Here is a 17,502-nt window from a genome sequence, read left to right on the forward strand (position 1 = left end):
GGCTCAGACGAAGAGCAGGTCGGTGGCATCCAGCGCGTTGGTGCCGTGGAACGTGATCGCCTGTGTGCCGACCGCATTGAAATACAGGGTCAGACCATCTGGACCCAGCGCGACATTGGCGGTCAGGGCCGCATCGGCGGCGTCTATCGTGCCGTTTCCCGTCACGTCATAGGCCGCGAAGCTGTCGAAACCTGCGGGCGCGCCGCTGATCCGGGCCACATCGGCCCCGCCAAAGCCGAAATCGTCGATCACATCTGCGCCGAAGCTGTCGACGAAGTCGAAGACATCCGCCCCGTCGCCGCCCCGCAGAAAGTCGTTCTGGCCCCCGCCGTTCAGCGTGTCGTTGCCCGCTTGTCCGGCGAGGATATCGAACTGGCCGCCGCCCAACAGGCTGTCGTTGCCATTACCGCCGACCAATGTGTCGAGGCCCGCCAATCCGCTGAGGGTGTCATCACCGGCGAGGCCGCTCAGCAGGTTGTTCTCGGCAGAGCCGGTGATCAGGTCGCCCGCGCTGCCGCCGGTCGCGTTTTCGAAACCGGAGAGCGCATCGGTTCCCGCTGGTCCGGTCGAGATACCTGCGCCAAGGTCCACCGTCACCTGCTTTGCCCAGCCGGAAAAGTTCAGAGTGTCGATGCCAAGCCCGCCATCCAGCTTGTCATCGCCTGCGCCGGAGTAGACGACGTCATGCCCGCCCTCGGCATAGAGCGTGTCCTGTCCCGGCCCATCCGACAAGGTGTCGTTGCCCAGTCCGCCCATCAGCACGTCATTGCCCAGCTGGCCTGCCATCCGGTCATTGCCCGCGCCGCCCTCTATGATGTCATTGCCGATCCAGCCTTCGAGGTGATCGTGCCCGGTATCGCCCTTGACGATGTCATTGCCAAAACCCGCAAGGATACTGTCGTTGCCCTCTCCGCCTTCGAGACCGTCGTCGCCTGCGAAGCCCATCAGCAGGTCATTGCCTGAACCGCCGAAGAGATCGTTGATGCCATGCGTGCCTTCGACGGTGTCGTCGCCGTCCCCCATGAACGCGCCTTCGATGCTGATCAGGACATCGGAGGCGTAGTCGGGGTCCGTGGTGACGATGGCGCCATTCCACAGCCGGACCAGCACATTGCTGTCGGCTGCTTCGAAATTTGCGCTGTCGTAGGCGCTGAGCGTCCCGTCCAGCGTGTCGGCTCCGGGGCCGCCGTCCATCTGGCTGAGGTGAATGCCACCGATCAGCATGTCGTCGCCGGGGCCGCCCCACATGCCGTTGCCCGCGTCGCCGCCGGTCAGGGTGTCATCGCCTGACCCGCCGATGACATGTTCGAACTGCATCGACACCCGATCCCCGATGGCGATGGGATCAATGGAGGACAGAACCGCCCAGTAGGAACTGCCATCGGTGAAATCGAGGTTCACCCCCATCGTCGTGCCGGAATAATCCAGCGTGTCGTAATCCGACCCGCCAAGCAGCGTGTCCGGGCCAAGCCCGGGCACCAGCCAGTCGTCGCCGGAACTGCCGCTGAGGTAATCCGCACCGTCCCCGGCAATCAATGTGTCGTCGTTGATGCCGCCATCCAGCCGGTCATTGCCGGCGTGCCCTTCAAGCAGATCGTTGCCGCCGTAGCCGTTCAACGTGTCGTCTCCGGCCAGACCGAGCAGCCAGTCAGAGTAGATGCTGCCGTTATTCAGGTCATTCCCGTCGGTCGCCGTGCCGATGATCACGCCCTTGTCCCGGTTTGCCATGACCCTTCCTCCCTCAGGTGATGCAGCCGGAGTGTAGGGCAGCGTGATCGGACACGCCTTGACACGGCGCAATCACACAAGGGGTCAGACGAAGAGCAGGTCGGTGGCGGGCAGGGCCGTGGTTTCGTAGAGCCTGATGGAGAGGGTTCCCGCCGCATCGAAGATCAGCGTGAGCGATGCGCCGTCGAAGGTCAGGTTCCCGGTCAGCGCGGCGTCGACGGTATCGATCATGCCGTCTGCGTTCACGTCGAAATCGGCGATGTCGTTGAAGCCCGGCCCCGTCCCGAGGACCCGCAAGAGATCCCTGCCGTCGTGGCTGATCTCATAAACCGTATCCTGACCGAAATTGCCTTCGAAAACGAATTCGTCCTCGCCTGTGCCTGCGTGTAAGTGGTCGTTTCCCATGCCGCCGTGAAGGGTGTCGTTCCCGTCTTGACCGTTCAGCCGGTCCCAGCCCGTGCCACCGAGCAGCAGGTCGTCCTGAGCGCCACCCTGCAGCAGGTCGCTGCCGCCTTGCCCGCGCAGCGTGTCGTTGCCATCCCCGCCGCGCAGGGTATTGTTGCCGTGGGTGCCGGTCAGCGCGTCGCCCGCGCTGCCGCCGATCAGGACTTCGATGGAGAGGATGAGATCGCCTGCCGCCGCGCCTCCCGTGCGCAGGGTAGAGAGGTCGATGCTGAGCCATTGGGTCATGTCGGCATAGCTCAGCACGTCCGTCCCGTCGCCGCCGTCGATATGGTCGGCGCCCGAGTCGGCATAGAGCACGTCATTTCCCGCCCAGCCGCGCAAGGTGTCGTTGCCCGCGCCGCCAGAGAGCGAGTCGTTTCCGGTGTTGCCATCAAGGGAATCGTCGCCCTCTTGACCGTGCAGCAGGTCATGCCCGGCGTTGCCGATCAGCCAGTCGTTTCCCGGACCGCCCTGTATCGTGTCGTCGCCATCCAGCCCGTCGATCTTGTCCAATCCTTCAAGGCCACGCAGCAGGTTGTTGTCCATGCTGCCGGTCAGTGTGTCGTTGCCGGTGCCGCCGACGAGGTGTTCGAAGGCGGAGGGGTTGGAATAGGTGCAGTAGCGGCAATCGATGCTTTCGAAGTTCCAGGCGTGCAGGCTGATCTCCAGATCGTCGGAGAGCATCGAGTTGTTCATCGTATCTTCACCGTAGCTGCCGTCGATGACGAACCAGTCGGGGCCTGCGTAGATGAGATCGTCTCCCGCGCCGCCGCTGATCGTATCGCTGCCGGGCCCCCCCGAAATCGTTTCGTTCCCGACGCCCCCGATGATCCAATCGGCGTCCGGGCCACCTGAAATGACGGCTTGTCCGCTGCCCCCCCGGAGAAAGTCATTGCCGTCATTGCCGATCAGCGTGTCGAAATCGCTCTCTGCAGAATACCTGCTTGATAGGTTGTCAGCGCCCGCGCCGCCAACGAGCAAGGCATTGCCTGCGTCACTCGACAGAAAGTCATTTCCCGACCCGCCGAAAACCCTGTCGTCGCCATTCCTGCCGCTCAGCGTATCGTGTCCGGGCCCGCCGAAGAGAGTGTCATTGCCCTCATCTCCGATGATGCGATCGTTGCCGCGGTAGCCGTGGATCAGGTCGTCACCGGCACCGCCTTCGAGGCGGTTGTTGCGGACGCTGCCTTCGATGGTGTCGTTGCCCGCTCCGCTGATGAGATTGTCAAAGCTCCGGATCGTGTCGCCCGCGACAACTGGATCACCGGCGGCAGTGCTGCTCCAGATCCGGACCAACATGGCGTTCACCGCAAGGCTCAGGTCCAGCGTGTCGACCTCACCCGGTGAGCCGTCGAGCAGCTCTGCGCCGGGACCGGCCTGCAGAGTGTCATTGCCGATGCCGCCGATCAGCGTATCGGCCCCGGGACCGGCGATCAGGCTGTCGTGCCCGCCCTGTCCTTCCAGCAGGTCGTGCCCGTCGCCGCCGATCAGGGTGTCGTTGCCGAGCCAGCCGAGCAGGCGGTCGGCCCCGCTGCCGCCGTCAAGGCTGTCATCGCCGCCCATGCCGACCAGCGTGTCGAGGCCATCGTTGCCGAACAGGGTTTCATGCTCCGCCGTGCCATAGATACGGTCGTTGCCGGCCCCGCCGATGACGATTTCGATTTCGCGGATGGTGTCGTTTCCGATGAAAGGGTCGGCGGTCGTGACGGTCTCGGGCCCGAGGCCAATGTCGAGCCCCATCGTGGCATTGGCGTAATTTGCGGTGTCGATGTCCTCGTAGAGATGGTTCGATTGGTGGCCGCCATCGATCAGGTCGTTGCCGGGACCGCCGAAGAACTCATCCTCGCCCAGTCCTCCGGTCAGGGTGTCGTCACCCGCTCCGCCCCAGAGCTTGTCGTTGCCGTCGTTGCCGATCAGCAGGTTCGGGCCTGAAGAGCCGACAAGGAAATCCGCGTACCACCCGCCCTCGGCGTTTTCGAAACCCGAGATCGTGTCGTTCCAGATATGACCGCCGACCGTGCTGGTGGCGAGGTTTATGAAGATCGAGCCCTGCCCATAGGCAAAGCTGACCGTGTCATTGCCTGCACCACCATCGAGCAGATCGTGGCCGCCGTATTCGGACCCATTGCCGTAAATCCAGTCGTCGCCGGGGCCGCCAAGCACGATGTCCTGGCCGGTACGTGAGCCGCCGCCGACCGAGAGGCGGTCATTGCCTTCGCCGCCGATGATTGTGTCATTTCCGTTGTTGCCGTCGATCGAGTCGTTTCCGTCGCCGCCTTCGATCCGGTCGGCGCCATTCTGGCCACTGATCGTGTCATTGCCTGCCAGCCCGAGGATCGTGTCGTCCAGCGGCGTCCCGTCGAGGATGTCGTTGCCTGCGGTGCCAGTGATCAGGGCCATGGGGCCTCCTTGGACGCGGGACGCGTCAAGTAAAGAGCAGGTCAGTTGTTGTGAGCGTGGTCAGAGTGTCGAAGGTTACGGACGTCGTGCCGGTGGCATCGAACAGCAGGGTCAGGCCAGAGGCATCCGCCAGCACCTGCGCCGTCAGCGCGGCATCGGTGGCGTCGATCACACCGTCGCTGTTCGCATCGAAATCGGCAAAACTGTTGAACCCGGCGGCGGTGCCGAGGACGCGGGCAATGTCCTCTCCGGGGGTGAATTCAAAGACCACGTCCCGTCCAAAACCGCCCGTGAACAGGAATTCGTCCGCGCCTGTTCCGCCGCTGATCTGGTCGTTTCCGCCGCCGCCGATCAGCGTGTCGTTCCCCGCCTGTCCTGTCAGCCGGTCGTTGTCCAATCCGCCGAATATCTGGTCGTGGCCGTCACCGCCCTGTACGAGGTCGGCCCCCTCAAGACCGTAAAGAAGGTCATCACCGTCCAGACCGCGCAGGGTCTCTGCGCCGGTGCCGCCCATCAGGGTATCCGCCGCACTGCCGCCAATCAGTACTTCGAACCCCGAGATGCTGTCGCCAGCCGCTGCGCCTCCCGTGAGCTGGGTGCCAAGCTGGACCTCGACGGCCACTGTGAAGGCCGCGTAACTCAGAGTGTCAATGCCCGCGCCGCCTTCAAGGCTGTCGCCGCCGGGACCGGCATAAACGACGTCGTTGCCATCGCCCCCGATGAGGGTGTCGATATCCGCCCCGCCCGAAAGGGTGTCATTGCCCTGATCACCATTCACGAAATCCCGACCGTTTTGTCCGGCGATCAGATCATCACCATATCCGCCGATCAGGATGTCATTGCCGTCGTTGCCGTGCAGCGTGTCATGACCGATGATTTGCGAAAAGGAGAGTTCTCCGCGCAGGGTGTCATTCCCTGAACCGCCGATCATCAGGTCGTCGCCTGCCCACCCCATCAGGCTGTCGTCGCCGTCGTTGCCGTACAGCGTGTCGTTGCCGTCGCGGCCCCAGATGTCATCGGCAGAGGCATGGCCAAAGATGAGGTCGTTGCCGGTGCCGCCGTCGATAAAGTCCTGTCCGGAGCCGCCCGAGAGGGTATCGTTCCCGCCCAATCCGGACAGCCTGTTGCCGGTGCTCGAACCGGACAGGGAATCGTCCCCGGTGTCCGAGCCGATGATCCGTTCGAAGGAACTGATCGTGTCGTCCTGCGCGTCGCCGCCCGAGGCCGTGTTCAAATGAAGGTTCACGGTGATGCCTGTCGGGCTGGCGGAATAGTCCAGCGTGTCGACGCCAAGGGTGCCCATCATCGAATCCGCACCAGGTCCGCCAGTGACCGTATCGTCACCCGCGCCTGCGTTGATGGTGTCATCTCCAGCCCCGCCCGAGAGGGCGTCATTGCCCGAAGCGCCAATGAGGCTGTCGTCACCAGTGCCGCCATCCAGCGTATCGTTCAACAGGCCGCCGTCCAGCACGTCGGCACCATCGCCGCCAAGCAGCGTGTCCTTGCCGCCGTAACCGATCAGGGTGTCATTGCCTGCGTTCCCTTCCAACTGGTTTTCGAGGTGGTTGCCCTCCAGCAGGTCGTTGCCCGCGCCACCCATGACACATTCCAATGACTCTATGACATCGCCCGTAGTCAGCGGATCGCCAGACACCGTGTTGTTCCACAGGCGTACCGTGACAGCCAAAAGTGCGGCGGAATAGTCAAGCGTGTCGTGCCAAATGCTTCCGATCAGGTGATCCGCTCCCGGTCCGCCGTCGAGCGTGTCATTCCCAACGCCGCCAAAGAGAGTATCGTCGCCTTCGCCGCCCAGCAGAGAGTCGTCACCGAGGCCGCCAAGGAGGCTGTCGTTGCCCTGGCCTCCATCAAGAAAGTCATTCCCGGCGAACACGTTGCTGCCATCAAGCGTGTCGTTGCCAGCTCCGCCGATCAGCGTATCTGACCCGTCGCGGCCTTCCAGAAAATCGTTGCCGTCGCCACCTTCCAACAGGTCGTTGCCGCCGAAACCGATCAGGTGATCATCCCCCGGGCCGCCGTCCACTGAGTCATTGTGGAAGACATTGCCATAGACGGTGTCATTGCCGCTGCCCATCAGGAACCGTTCGACAAGATCGATCAGGTCGCCGGAGGCCACCGGGTCGCCGGTCGGATGGTAAGGAAAGCCCGTGTACAGGCTAAGGGTGATCGGGGTTGTCGCCGCCGAGTAGTCGACAAGGTCGTTGCCCCCGGAGCCGTTCATCGTATCCGCGCCGAGGCTGCCAATGAGCGTGTCATCGCCAACCCCGGCCAGCAGCGTGTCCTCTCCCGCTCCACCATCCAGAACGTCATCGCCAGCATTGCCGTCGAGCCGGTCATTGCCGCCCAGACCGTTGAGCGTGTCATTCCCCTCTTGCCCGAGCAGCAAGTCGTCCAGCGCAGTGCCGTTCAGAATGTCGTTGCCTGCGGTGCCAGTGATCAGGGCCATGGGGCCTCCTTGGACGCGGGACGCGTCAGGTAAAAAACAGGTCGGTTGTTGTGAGCGTGGTCAGAGTGTCGAAGGTTACGGACAGGTCGCCCGACGCATCGAACAGCAGGGTCAGACCAGCGGCATCTGCCTGAACATTTGCTGTCAGGGCGGCATCGGTGGCGTCGATCACACCGTCGGTGTTGATGTCGAAATCGGCGAAGCTGTTGTAACCCGCCGAGGCGCCAAGGATGTGGGCCAGATCTGCGCCGTCCATGCCGAAATCGTAGATCACGTCACGGCCGAAACTGCCCTCGAAGATAAAACTGTCGTCCCCGCTGCCACCACTCAGCATGTCATTCCCGGCGCCGCCGGTCAGCGTGTCTTGGCCATCCTGCCCGGTCAGCCGATCATGCCCCGGCCCTCCGAGAAGATGATCGTTTCCCGTGCCGCCCTGCACCAGGTCATCGCCGTCCAGCCCGTTGACCGTGTCGTCTCCATCCAGCCCGCGCAGGGTGTCGGCGCTGTCGCGGCCGATCAGCGTGTCCCCGCTTTGCCCGCCAATCAGAACCTCGAACCCCGCGTTGCTGTCGTTCGCCGCCGCGCCACCGGTCAGTTGTGCGCCAAGCTGCACATTGACCCCCGAGGAAAAGCCGGCATAGCTGAGCGTGTCGGTGCCCTTGCCGCCGTCCAGACTGTCGGCACCGGGACCGGCATAGATTACGTCGTCGCCAATTCCCCCCAGAACGGTATCGTCATCGGCTCCGCCCGAAAGCGTATCATTGCCCTGATCGCCCTGCACCAGGTCCCGACCGTCCTGTCCGGCGCAGATGTCATCGCCATACATGCCGAAAAGGCTGTCATCGCCCGCGTTGCCAAAAAGCGTATCCTGTCCGATGTGCAGCGCCCACTGCTGTGAGCCGCGCAGGACGTCGTTGCCGACACCACCGTAAAGCAGATCGTCCTGCCGACCGCCTTGCAGTGTGTCGTTGCCATCGTTGCCGCGCAGTGTGTCGTTGTCATCCGATCCAAAGAGATAATCATCCCCGTCGCCGCCGGTCATCATGTCCGCTCCCGGCCCGCCATCCAGCGAGTCGTGCCCCTCGCCGCCATGCATTTTGTCGTCGCCCGAGTACCCCTCGAGCGTGTCATTGCCGCCGTTGCCGTCCAGCCGGTTGGCCAGAGTATTGCCCCCCAACAGGTCATCGCCCGCGCCGCCCAGCACGCCTTCGAAATTCGTGATGGTATCGCCAAGGGTCAGCGGATCGCCCGAGACCGTGTTGCTGGCCAGCAGGACTGTCACGGCCGTTGCAGCGGCGGAATAGTCCAGTAGGTCATTGCCCTGCACACCGCCGTCCATAAGGTCCGCGCCCGGCCCTCCGTCGATCACGTCATCGCCGAAGTGGCCCCGGATCGTGTCGTTGCCGTCGCCGCCGATCAGCGTGTCGTTGCCGTTCAGCCCAAGCAGGGAATCGTTGCCCGCTTCGGCCATGATGAGGTTGGCGCCATCGGTGCCCCCGATGGTGTCATTGCCGCTGCCGGTCCATACCTGCTCGAACGAGTCGCTGACGACGGTATCGCCAAGGGCCAGCGGGTCGCCCGTTGGATGGTGGAACCCGGTAAAGGCGTAGATCAACACTGACAGGTTGCCGGTTGCGGCAGAATAGTCGAGCAGGTCGATCCCTGTCGCACCATCCATGCTGTCGGCGCCCGGACCGGCAAGTATCGTGTCATTCCCATGCCCGCCCAAGAGCGTGTCCGCCCCCGTGCCACCGTCGATCAGGTCGTCATCGCGATTGCCTTCAAGCCGATCATCGCCGTCAAACCCGCGCAGGGTATCGCTGCCCTCTAGACCAAAGATCGCGTCGGCAAGCGGGGTGCCCAGGAGGTCTTCGCCGATAATCGAGCCGATTATGAACGCCATTTCCCTGTCTCCGGATCGGAAGCTCTGCGACAGCCTGGCCAATTTCGGCGGTGCAGCCTTGATCTGCCGCAAGGCTGCACAGGAAGTTTCGCGGATCATCGCGAAAACCTGAGTTTGCCCCTTGCAAAGGCCGGACACGGGGGGTAAATCCCCCCCTCACGGACCGATAGCTCAGCTGGATAGAGTACTTGACTACGAATCAAGGGGTCGGGGGTTCGAATCCTCCTCGGTCCGCCAGCTTTCCGGAAAAGCCGCGCCGTCCATCGGGACTGGCGCGGCTTTTCCTCAATCGGGCTGGTGCAATGCCAAATAGTGACTAAGCGATCTGACGGGTGGCCTTTGCCGCCCTTCAAGTTCAAAGGATGACGCGTTTGCCGGAGTTGGGTGAACAAATTGCGGCGCTGCCCATGCGGCGGGATGCCAAGGACCAGGTCAAGGTCCTGATGGTCACCTCGCGCGATACGGGGCGCTGGGTCATGCCCAAGGGCTGGACCATGAATGGCAAGAAACCCTGGGCCGCTGCCGCCATCGAGGCGCTGGAAGAGGCGGGGGCCAAGGGCCACATGGGGACCGAGATGATCGGCACCTATCGCTATCCCAAGATCCTTGACAACGGCAGGATCATGCCCTGCCTTGTCGAGGTCTACCCGATGTTCGTCGAAAAACTGCTGCGCGACTGGAAAGAGCGCGGAGAGCGCAAGCGCAAGTGGTTCACGCCAAAGGCGGCGGCCAAGCGGGTGGATGAGCAGGAACTGGCGGATCTGCTGATGTGCTTGCATCGCAACCCGACCAAGGTTCCGGCGATCCGGGAATTGATCAAGAGCATGGACTGAACGGACGCCCGGGACACCCCCGGGCGTTGTGCGTTTCAGTCGACGGGCAACCCGCTGGGCACGCGGTCCGGGCGGCCAAGCGGGCGGTTGTCTGCGCTTTGGCCGGTGAGGGCGTTCAGGAACGCCTCCAGCGCGTCGATGTCTCTCTCGACCATGTCCACCGGTACGATATCCAGATAGGCGACCTGCTGTTCCAGCTCTTCGGTGTAGGAGGATAGCAGGCGGAAATCATCCGCCAGCCAATCAGCCTGCGGCAGGCGGGCCATACCGGGCGTCCAATCCCGGCGGGCGGTGATCGGGTCGCACATATGGCGGATCATGTCGCGCAAGGTGGGGTAGGCGCCGTTGTGGCCATAGGGCGCGGACAGCGCCACGTTGCGCAGCGAGGGTGTGCGAAAGCGATAGGCGTCGTTCGGGTTGCGGGTGGTTTCCATGCGCCCAAGGTCACGCGGGATGGTGTCGCCGTCAAAGGGACGGCCCGGGCCGAACTGCGGCACGCCGACCACGTGGAATTCCTGATCGGTGAACAGCGGACCGCTGTGACAGGCGGCGCAGCCTGCCTCGCCAAAGAACAGCTGGCGCCCGCGTTCGGCCAGCGCGGGCAGCGGCGCGCCGCGGGTCAGCCACGCGTCATAGGGGCTGTCAAAGCTCTGCCATTCGGTGCCTTCGAAGGCGGCGATGGCATTGGCGATCTCGACGATGGTGATATCCTGCCCGGTGCGCACGTTGGGAAAGGCGCGGATGAACAGCCGTTCGTATTCGGGGATATCCCGGACGCGCTGCGCCAGCGCCTGCCAGCCAAGCTCGATGCTCTCTTTGAACAGGGCGCTGATCTCATTTTCGTCCGGGGCGCCGGCCATCTCTGTCGGAGAGCTGACCGGGAACAGCGCCTGCGCGGCGAGGACCGAGTTCAACCCGCGCGGTGTCTTGTCCCCGGCGGGGGTGGTGAAGGCCATGCCCTTGACGTCGGTCTTTTCCACGCGGCCATCGTGGAACATGACCCTCACCGTCCCGTGGCCAAGGTTCCACAATGCGGGGGCGTTGCGCGGTACGCGGTCGGCAATGCGGGTGAGGCCTGCGCCGGGGGTGCGATCCGCCCCAAGGCCCTCGCCGCCCTCACCGATGCCAAGGCTGAGCGCGTCGGTGCCGTGCAGCGTATGGTGATGGCAGGTGCCGCAGCTGATGTTGCGGTTGCCTGACAGGATCTTGTCATAGAACAGCAGACGCCCCAATTGCGCTTGCCTTTGATCGAAGCGCAGGTAGTCGCCGGAGCGGATCGCCTCTGATTGGGCGTGGGCTGCGGGGATGCTGAGCGCCAGCAGGGCAAGGCAGAGCGCCAGTGGACGGAATGCGGGCGGGGAAAAGGATTTGAACTTCTGAAACCTGCTTTCAAAATCGGAGCGTCGGTCGATAACGAAACTGTGATCAATCGCGGGCGGCTTGGCAAGTTTCGGAAAAGGCGTGAATTTTTCGGATCTTTCTTTCGGCTTTCGAAACAACGGCTTTCCGTTTCGGGAAATGCTTCCACGGCGGATTTGCCGGCAGGGGGCAGGCCCGCGCGGCCTGAATCCGCAGCCTGCCTGATCGCGGTGGATCGGCGGCCCGTGGGTTGTGAAACCGTCCGGGACGACCTTGCCGATGCCCGCTGCCGGTGCCGGTTGACGCCGCGTCAGACATGGTGTGCTGTCGGATTGGGCACCAGGGAAAGCGCCGCATTTTTGTCACAATCTGTGGCTCATTTGGTGTCTGGTCCCGGTTTTTCCCCCTCATTTCGGGCTATTGCGGCATTTCAATGTGGCTTAGTCATGTGGAATGGGTTATTCCCCGAGGCGAAAAACAAGCCTGCAAACCTAAAAAAACAGCAGGCGCAGAGGTAAGAGCGGTGTGGTTATGAACGCGATTAAATTCGTGACCCGTACCCGTGCGGGCGATATTCAGCGCGGTGCGGTGGACGGTGACAAACAGGGCTTTCTGATTGACGCTTCGGGCGGTCAGGATGTTTCAGTAAATATCAGCCGGGCGGATGTGCGCGGTTATGACCGGGCGGCGAATGATCTGCTGATCACGCTGGCGGATGGTCGCGTGATCGTGCTGGAAGGGTACTATGACCTCTCCGGCGACGAGATTGGCAGCCGGTTGTTCCTGAGCGCCAACGGCGAGCTGAACGAGGTCACCTTTGTCCAGTCCGAAGGCGGCGCGCTGTTCGCGCAGTACGGGCCGACCGAAAGCTGGGGCAAGTGGAGCCCCTCTGACCAGCTGATCTTTCTTGATGAGCCGACAGTGGTGGCCGAGGTCGAGGCCATCGGTGCGGCTGACGGCAACGAGGTCAGCATGCTGGCCGCCGGTCTTCTGGGCATGGGCGGACTTGGTGCGGCTGGTCTGGGCGCGGCTGCGCTGGGCGGCGCGGCCCTGATCGGCGCCGGAACCGGCGGCGGCGGAAGCGGCGGCGGTGGCGGCGCGCAGTGGGTCGGACCCACGGTCGACGATCCGGACGGCAGCTATGAAATCAACGGCGGCGACGATCCTTCGATCGCCATTTCGGGCACGGCGAACCCCGGTTCGACGGTCGATGTCACCATCGGCGATACGACCCTGACCGGGACCGCTGGCGACGATCGCACCTGGCGCATCGTGTTCGAGGGCGACGACTTCCCGCCTGACGGTTTGTACGAAAACATCGGCGTGTCGGTGGTGGATCCCAATGGAACGGTGACCGATCTTGCCGGCCCGACGTTCGAGATCGACACAACCCCGCCGCTGATCGATATCGAGGACGGCACCGTGTCGACCGGCGTTCTGGTGAACGCCGAGGATCACGCGGATGGCGTGACCGTGACCGGCAAGGGTGAGCCGGGCGCCGAGATGAAAATCATCGTCGGCGACGCCAGCCAGGTGACCACGGTTGGCGAGGACGGCACATGGTCCTTTACCTTCAGCGGGGATGTGTTCCCCGGCGGCACCTATGAAAAAGAGATCACTCTGGTCTCGACCGATCTGTTCGGCAACAGCACCACGGTTGTGGATGTGGTGCAGGTCGATACCGAAAACGCCGTCACGCTGGAAAACGCGCCGCTGACCGGCGACAACCTTGTGTCTGGTGGCGAATACGACAGCGGTCTGGTCCTGACCGGCACCGGCGAAGCGGGCGCGACGATCACCGTGACGGTCGAGGGCGTGACCAAGACTGCGACGGTGGATGCCGATGGCGGCTGGAGCGTGACCTTCGACAAGGGCGATCTGCCGACGGGCACCTATGACACCACGGCAGAGATCGTCTCGACCGATCTGGCGGGGAACGCGGTTTCCATGACGCACAGCTTCTCGGTGGATACCGAGATGACCCTGACGGTCAATACGGCGACCGTCGAAGGTGACGGCGTGATCAACGCGGCCGAAGCGGCGGACGGCACCGTCCTGACCGGGACGGCAGAGCCGGGCGCAACCGTGAGCCTGATGGCCAATGGCGTCGACTATGACACCACGGCGGATGGCTCTGGCCAATGGTCTGTGATGATCCCGCCCGAGAACCTGCCGCGCGGCACCGTTCTGATGGATGTGGCCGTGACCGCCACGGATGCGGCGGGCAACACCGTTACCGCGACGGGCAGCGTCGACATAGACACCGAGCTGGCGCTGACCATCGACACCTCGGCGCTGGCCGTGGATGGCGTGATCAACAGCACCGAACATGCGGGCATGGTGACCTTTACAGGCACCGGAGAGCCCGGCACCACGGTGACGCTGGAACTCTATGGCGAGCAGGCCTCTGCCGTGGTGAATGCCGATGGCAGCTGGTCCATGCCCTTCCCGGCCTCTGTCCTGCCGACCAACGCGGGGCAGGCCGATGCGATTATGGTCGAGGCGACGGTCTTTTCGACCGACGCGGCGGGCAACATGGCGCTGGCCTCTGGCGGGTTCCAGATCGACGTGACGAACCATGTCGAGATGTACCTGTCGGGCGTCGAGGGCGACGGAACCGTAAACGCGGCAGAGCGCGCCGATGGCGTTGTCCTGACCGGCTATACCGAAGCGACAGACGCCGGATCGTCGGTCACCGTCACCGTGAATGGCAACAGCTATGACGCAACCGTGGCTGCAGATGGATCGTGGCAGGTTCTGCTGCCCGCGTCGGAAATCCCCGAGGGCGAAACGACACTGGATGTCATGGCGACCTCGATCGACGGGGTGGGCAACGTGGCCACCACATCCGGCAGCATCGATATCGATACGCTGACCGACGTGACCGTGAACACCGCCGGTGTCGAAGGCGATGGCGTGGTCAACGCGGCAGAGCGGGCGGATGGCGTCACCCTGACCGGCACCGCCGAACCGGGCAGCACCGTGAGTGTTTCGCTGGGCACCGTCACGCATCCGGCGACGGTTGCGGCGGATGGCAGCTGGACGGTGGATTTCTCCGCGGCCGAACTGCCGACGGGCGAAAAGACGCTGAACGTTGTCGCGACCTCGACCGATCCGGCAGGCAACAGCGATACGGCGACCGGCACGGTCGATCTGGACACGCTGGTGCGCAACTTTGCCATCACCTCGACCCCGGGCGGCGCGGATGGTGTCATCAACGCCTCCGAGGCGGCGCAGGGCCTCAGCCTGACCGGCACGACAGAGCCGGGCGGTACCGTCGCAATCACGCTGAACGGCCACACCGTGCAGGCGGTGGTGGATGCGGGCGGCAACTGGACCGCCGATTTCACCGCAGCACAACTGCCTAGTGGTGAACAGACCGTGACCCTGACGGCCGTGTCCAAGGACATGGCAGGCAACACCGATACGATCACCCAGAACGTCATCATCGACACCGATGCGGGCCTGCTGACCATCAGCCCCGAGCCGGTCGAGATCGACGATGTGGTGAACTTTGTCGAAGCCTCGGACGGGGTGACGATCAAGGGCACCTCGACCCCGGGGCAGATCGTCGACGTGACGATGAACGGCGTGACCCATTCGGTGCTGACCGATGCCTCTGGCAACTGGTCGGTGGACTATGCGCCGGGTGAAATCGCGCCGGGCACCTATACCGCCGATATCTCTGCCACCATCGTGGACAGCGCGGGCAACACCCTGACCCGCACCGACAGCGTGCAGGTGGACACCGAGGTGGTGAACTTTGCCCCCTCCGGTACGCCGGTCGAGGGCGACAATGTCATCAATGCGACCGAGGCGTCGGACGGGTTCACCCTGACCGGCACCACGGAACCGGGCGGCACTGTCTCTGTCACCTTCGAAGGTGTGACCCACGCCGCGACGGTGGATGCGGCCGGAAACTGGAGCGTCGATTTCACCGCGGCCGAGATCCCCTCGGGCGAGATGAACAGCGGCGCCCGGATCGACACCACGGATGTCGCGGGCAACGTGGCGACGACCTCTGTCGCTTTTGACATCGACACGCTGGTGAACACGCTGGCCCTGTCCTCTGATCCGGTGACGCCGGACGGCGTGATCAACGCGGCAGAGGCGGCGCAGGGTGTCACCCTGAACGGCACGGTCGAGGTCGGATCGACGGTCATCGTGACCGTCGGTGGCATGGCGCATGTGGCGACGGTGGATGCATCGGGCAACTGGACGGTGGACATTCCGCCGGCGGCGATCCCGACCGGCACCCTGTCGGCCCCGGTCGAGATCGAGGCGGTGGACCCGGCAGGCAACAGCCGCACCATCACCGAGTCCCTGAGCATCGATACCGAACAGCCCGATACGATCAGCTGGACCGGCTATGGCCGCGACGGCAGCGGCGTGGACCTGATCCGGACCGAAATCAGCGGCGACGAGGTCTTCCTTGGCAAGCTGGACAGCCCGCAGGGGACACCCTCGGTTGTCGAGGTGAACATCGACAGTTCGACCGACATTCCGGCCATCGGGCAGACCTACATGGATCTTGCCGGTTCGGTTCCGGATGGCACGCACCTTGTGCTGGCCTCGACCGATGCGGCGGGCAACAGCTCTGGCGCCTACCTGGTGACGGACGACCCCGCCACCAATGCGGTGCAGATGTCGGACGACATCGCGGCGGCGCTGTCGGACTTCCAGATCGAGACCATCGATCTGCATTTCGCCGAGGACAGCAGCCTGACCATCACCGAGGCGCAGATCAAGGCACTGTCGGATCACACCGACACCGTCACGATCCGCGGCGGGGCCGACGATCAGGTCACGATCACCGGCGCGCAGGCACAAGGCACGCGGACCGTCGACGGCGAAGGCTTCAACGTCTTCTCGCTGGGTGATGCGACGCTGCTGATCGAAGACGACATCACCTCGGTTCACGGGGTTACGTAACAGGTACGAGTACCGTCCGCAGGCCCGGCGCAGAACCGGGCCGCGGATCCCGCGCATAATCATAAACGCGCCGAGACGGGGGCACGGATGAGCATAGGCAGGCGGAGTTTGGGCATGGTCGCCATCGCGGTGACGTTGTCCGGCTGCATGAAGGACATGGGGCAGGGCGTGGTGGCACGCTTTTCGGGCAACGGGGCGGCAACGCCGGTTGCGACCGAAGCGGCCGCCGTGACCAAGGCCGCGCGCCCGGACCCGGCGCAGGCCTCTGCGATCATTCACAGCCTGTCGTTGCGCGCCTCCGCCGTCGAGCCGCAGACGCCCTACGGCAGCGTGGCAGAGGGCGTCATGGCCGCGGATTCACGGGTGGCGCAGGCGGAACTGCACGTGGCGCAACTGCGGGCAGAAGCCGCGCGCTACAACTGGCTGCCGCGCATCGGGCCAAACATCTCTCTGAACTCACTGGGCGATTTCGTGGCGGACCTGCTGATCAACCAGGTCCTCTTCGACAACGGCCGCAAGCAGGCAGAGCGCGATCTGGCCAAGGCGCATGTGGAACTGGCGGCGGTCAAGCTGGTCGAGGACGGCAATGCCCGCGTCTTTGACGGTCTGTCGCTGTACCAGAAGGCCGAGGAAAACCGCGAACTGGCGGCGCATCTGGATTTTGCGCTGAAGGACATGACGCAGTTCGAATGGATCATGAACGAGCGGGTCAAGGGCGGCGTGTCGGATATGTCCGACCTGAACGTGCTGCGCCAGAAACTGGCCAGCATCCGCGCCCGCAAGAGCGAGGCCGAGGAAACCACCCGCACCGCGCTGGCCGAACTGGATGCCATGTCGTCGGGGTCTCTGGCCGAGGTGCGGGGCCTTGGCGGGTTGCGAAAGGTCAGCGCAGGCGAGGCGCTGGGCGTGCTGCGCGCCAGTGCCGAACAGGACATCACCGTGGCCGAGGCGCGCATTGCCCGCGCCTCCCATCTGCCCGGCCTTACGGCCAGCGGCTCTGTCGGGGACAGCGGGTCCAGCGGCGCGCTGAATGTCGGCATCGACTCGATGTTCTCGCTTGGGACGTTCGCCGATCTCAAGGCGATCGATCTGGCCAAGGAGACAGCCGCGCGCAAGGTGACAGAGGCGCAGGAAAAGGCGCAACGCCAGATCCGCAGCCAGGAAAGCCAGTTGTCCGCCTATACACGGCAGGCGCATGAGGCGGAACTGCTGACCCGGCAGGCCAAGCAGAACCTCGACCTGTTCCAGCGTCAGTACGACGGCGGGCAGCGGCAGGTGATGGATGTGGTCGGCGTGTACGAGACCTATGCCGCCGCGCTGGAGACGGCGATTTCGCTGAAATACAAGGCGGCGCGCGCCGAGCTTGAACTGGCGCGCCTACGCGGGGCGCTGGCGGAGGGGACACAATTGTGAGCCAATCCGGCGTATTCCAGATGGCA

At 64.0% G+C, this 17,502-nt stretch carries 8 protein-coding genes and 1 tRNA gene; 4 read left to right on the plus strand and 5 right to left on the minus strand.

Going from position 1 to position 17,502, the window contains the following annotated elements; all coding sequences use genetic code 11:
* Positions 1-3 precede the first annotated feature (3 nt).
* From ACTXGA_RS16200 to ACTXGA_RS16215, 4 genes are all read right to left on the minus strand, one after another.
* A complete protein-coding gene (locus ACTXGA_RS16200; protein ID WP_443395420.1) occupies positions 4-1,728 on the minus strand; it encodes a calcium-binding protein in 1,725 nt (574 codons plus the stop codon).
* 84 nt (positions 1,729-1,812) lie between these two features.
* Positions 1,813-4,572, minus strand: a complete 2,760-nt coding sequence (locus ACTXGA_RS16205; protein ID WP_443395422.1) for a calcium-binding protein — start codon at positions 4,570-4,572, stop codon at positions 1,813-1,815.
* 25 nt (positions 4,573-4,597) lie between these two features.
* Entirely contained in the window at positions 4,598-7,036 is a 2,439-nt protein-coding gene (locus tag ACTXGA_RS16210; RefSeq protein ID WP_443395424.1) for a calcium-binding protein, read from the minus strand.
* A 25-nt stretch (positions 7,037-7,061) separates the two neighbouring features.
* Entirely contained in the window at positions 7,062-8,939 is a 1,878-nt protein-coding gene (locus ACTXGA_RS16215) for a calcium-binding protein (RefSeq protein ID WP_443395425.1), read from the minus strand.
* 160 nt (positions 8,940-9,099) lie between these two features.
* Between ACTXGA_RS16215 and ACTXGA_RS16220 the strand changes: the two genes are divergently transcribed.
* A tRNA-Arg gene (locus tag ACTXGA_RS16220) sits at positions 9,100-9,176 on the plus strand.
* A 125-nt stretch (positions 9,177-9,301) separates the two neighbouring features.
* Positions 9,302-9,772 carry an NUDIX hydrolase gene (locus ACTXGA_RS16225; RefSeq protein ID WP_443395427.1) on the plus strand — a complete coding sequence of 157 codons (471 nt, stop codon included), beginning with the start codon at positions 9,302-9,304 and terminating at the stop codon, positions 9,770-9,772.
* A gap of 35 nt (positions 9,773-9,807) precedes the next feature.
* On the opposite strand, the gene ACTXGA_RS16230 is transcribed toward ACTXGA_RS16225, so the two are convergent.
* The gene (locus tag ACTXGA_RS16230) at positions 9,808-11,271 is read right to left on the minus strand and encodes a cytochrome-c peroxidase (protein ID WP_443395429.1); all 1,464 of its coding nucleotides are present in this window, start codon (positions 11,269-11,271) and stop codon (positions 9,808-9,810) included.
* Positions 11,272-11,662: 391 nt separating this feature from the next.
* On the opposite strand from ACTXGA_RS16230, the gene ACTXGA_RS16235 reads away from it, so the two are divergent.
* The gene (locus ACTXGA_RS16235; RefSeq protein ID WP_443395431.1) at positions 11,663-16,063 is read left to right on the plus strand and encodes an Ig-like domain-containing protein; all 4,401 of its coding nucleotides are present in this window, start codon (positions 11,663-11,665) and stop codon (positions 16,061-16,063) included.
* A 114-nt stretch (positions 16,064-16,177) separates the two neighbouring features.
* Complete coding sequence (locus ACTXGA_RS16240; protein ID WP_443395433.1) at positions 16,178-17,476, plus strand: TolC family protein; 1,299 nt, start codon at positions 16,178-16,180, stop codon at positions 17,474-17,476.
* Positions 17,477-17,502: the final 26 nt, after the last annotated feature.

The sequence above is a fragment of the Antarctobacter jejuensis genome (assembly GCF_052266595.1).
GTDB classification, from domain to species: domain Bacteria; phylum Pseudomonadota; class Alphaproteobacteria; order Rhodobacterales; family Rhodobacteraceae; genus Antarctobacter; species Antarctobacter jejuensis.

What these genes read in the sequence shown, in the direction of transcription:
- ACTXGA_RS16205 (WP_443395422.1), bottom strand. Translation starts at nt 4,572, where the DNA reads ATGGCCCTGATCACTGGCACCGCAGGCAACGACATCCTCGACGGGACG.
- ACTXGA_RS16235 (WP_443395431.1), top strand. Translation starts at nt 11,663, where the DNA reads ATGAACGCGATTAAATTCGTGACCCGTACCCGTGCGGGCGATATTCAG.
- ACTXGA_RS16200 (WP_443395420.1), bottom strand. Translation starts at nt 1,728, where the DNA reads ATGGCAAACCGGGACAAGGGCGTGATCATCGGCACGGCGACCGACGGG.
- ACTXGA_RS16210 (WP_443395424.1), bottom strand. Translation starts at nt 7,036, where the DNA reads ATGGCCCTGATCACTGGCACCGCAGGCAACGACATTCTGAACGGCACT.
- ACTXGA_RS16225 (WP_443395427.1), top strand. Translation starts at nt 9,302, where the DNA reads ATGACGCGTTTGCCGGAGTTGGGTGAACAAATTGCGGCGCTGCCCATG.
- ACTXGA_RS16240 (WP_443395433.1), top strand. Translation starts at nt 16,178, where the DNA reads ATGGTCGCCATCGCGGTGACGTTGTCCGGCTGCATGAAGGACATGGGG.
- ACTXGA_RS16215 (WP_443395425.1), bottom strand. Translation starts at nt 8,939, where the DNA reads ATGGCGTTCATAATCGGCTCGATTATCGGCGAAGACCTCCTGGGCACC.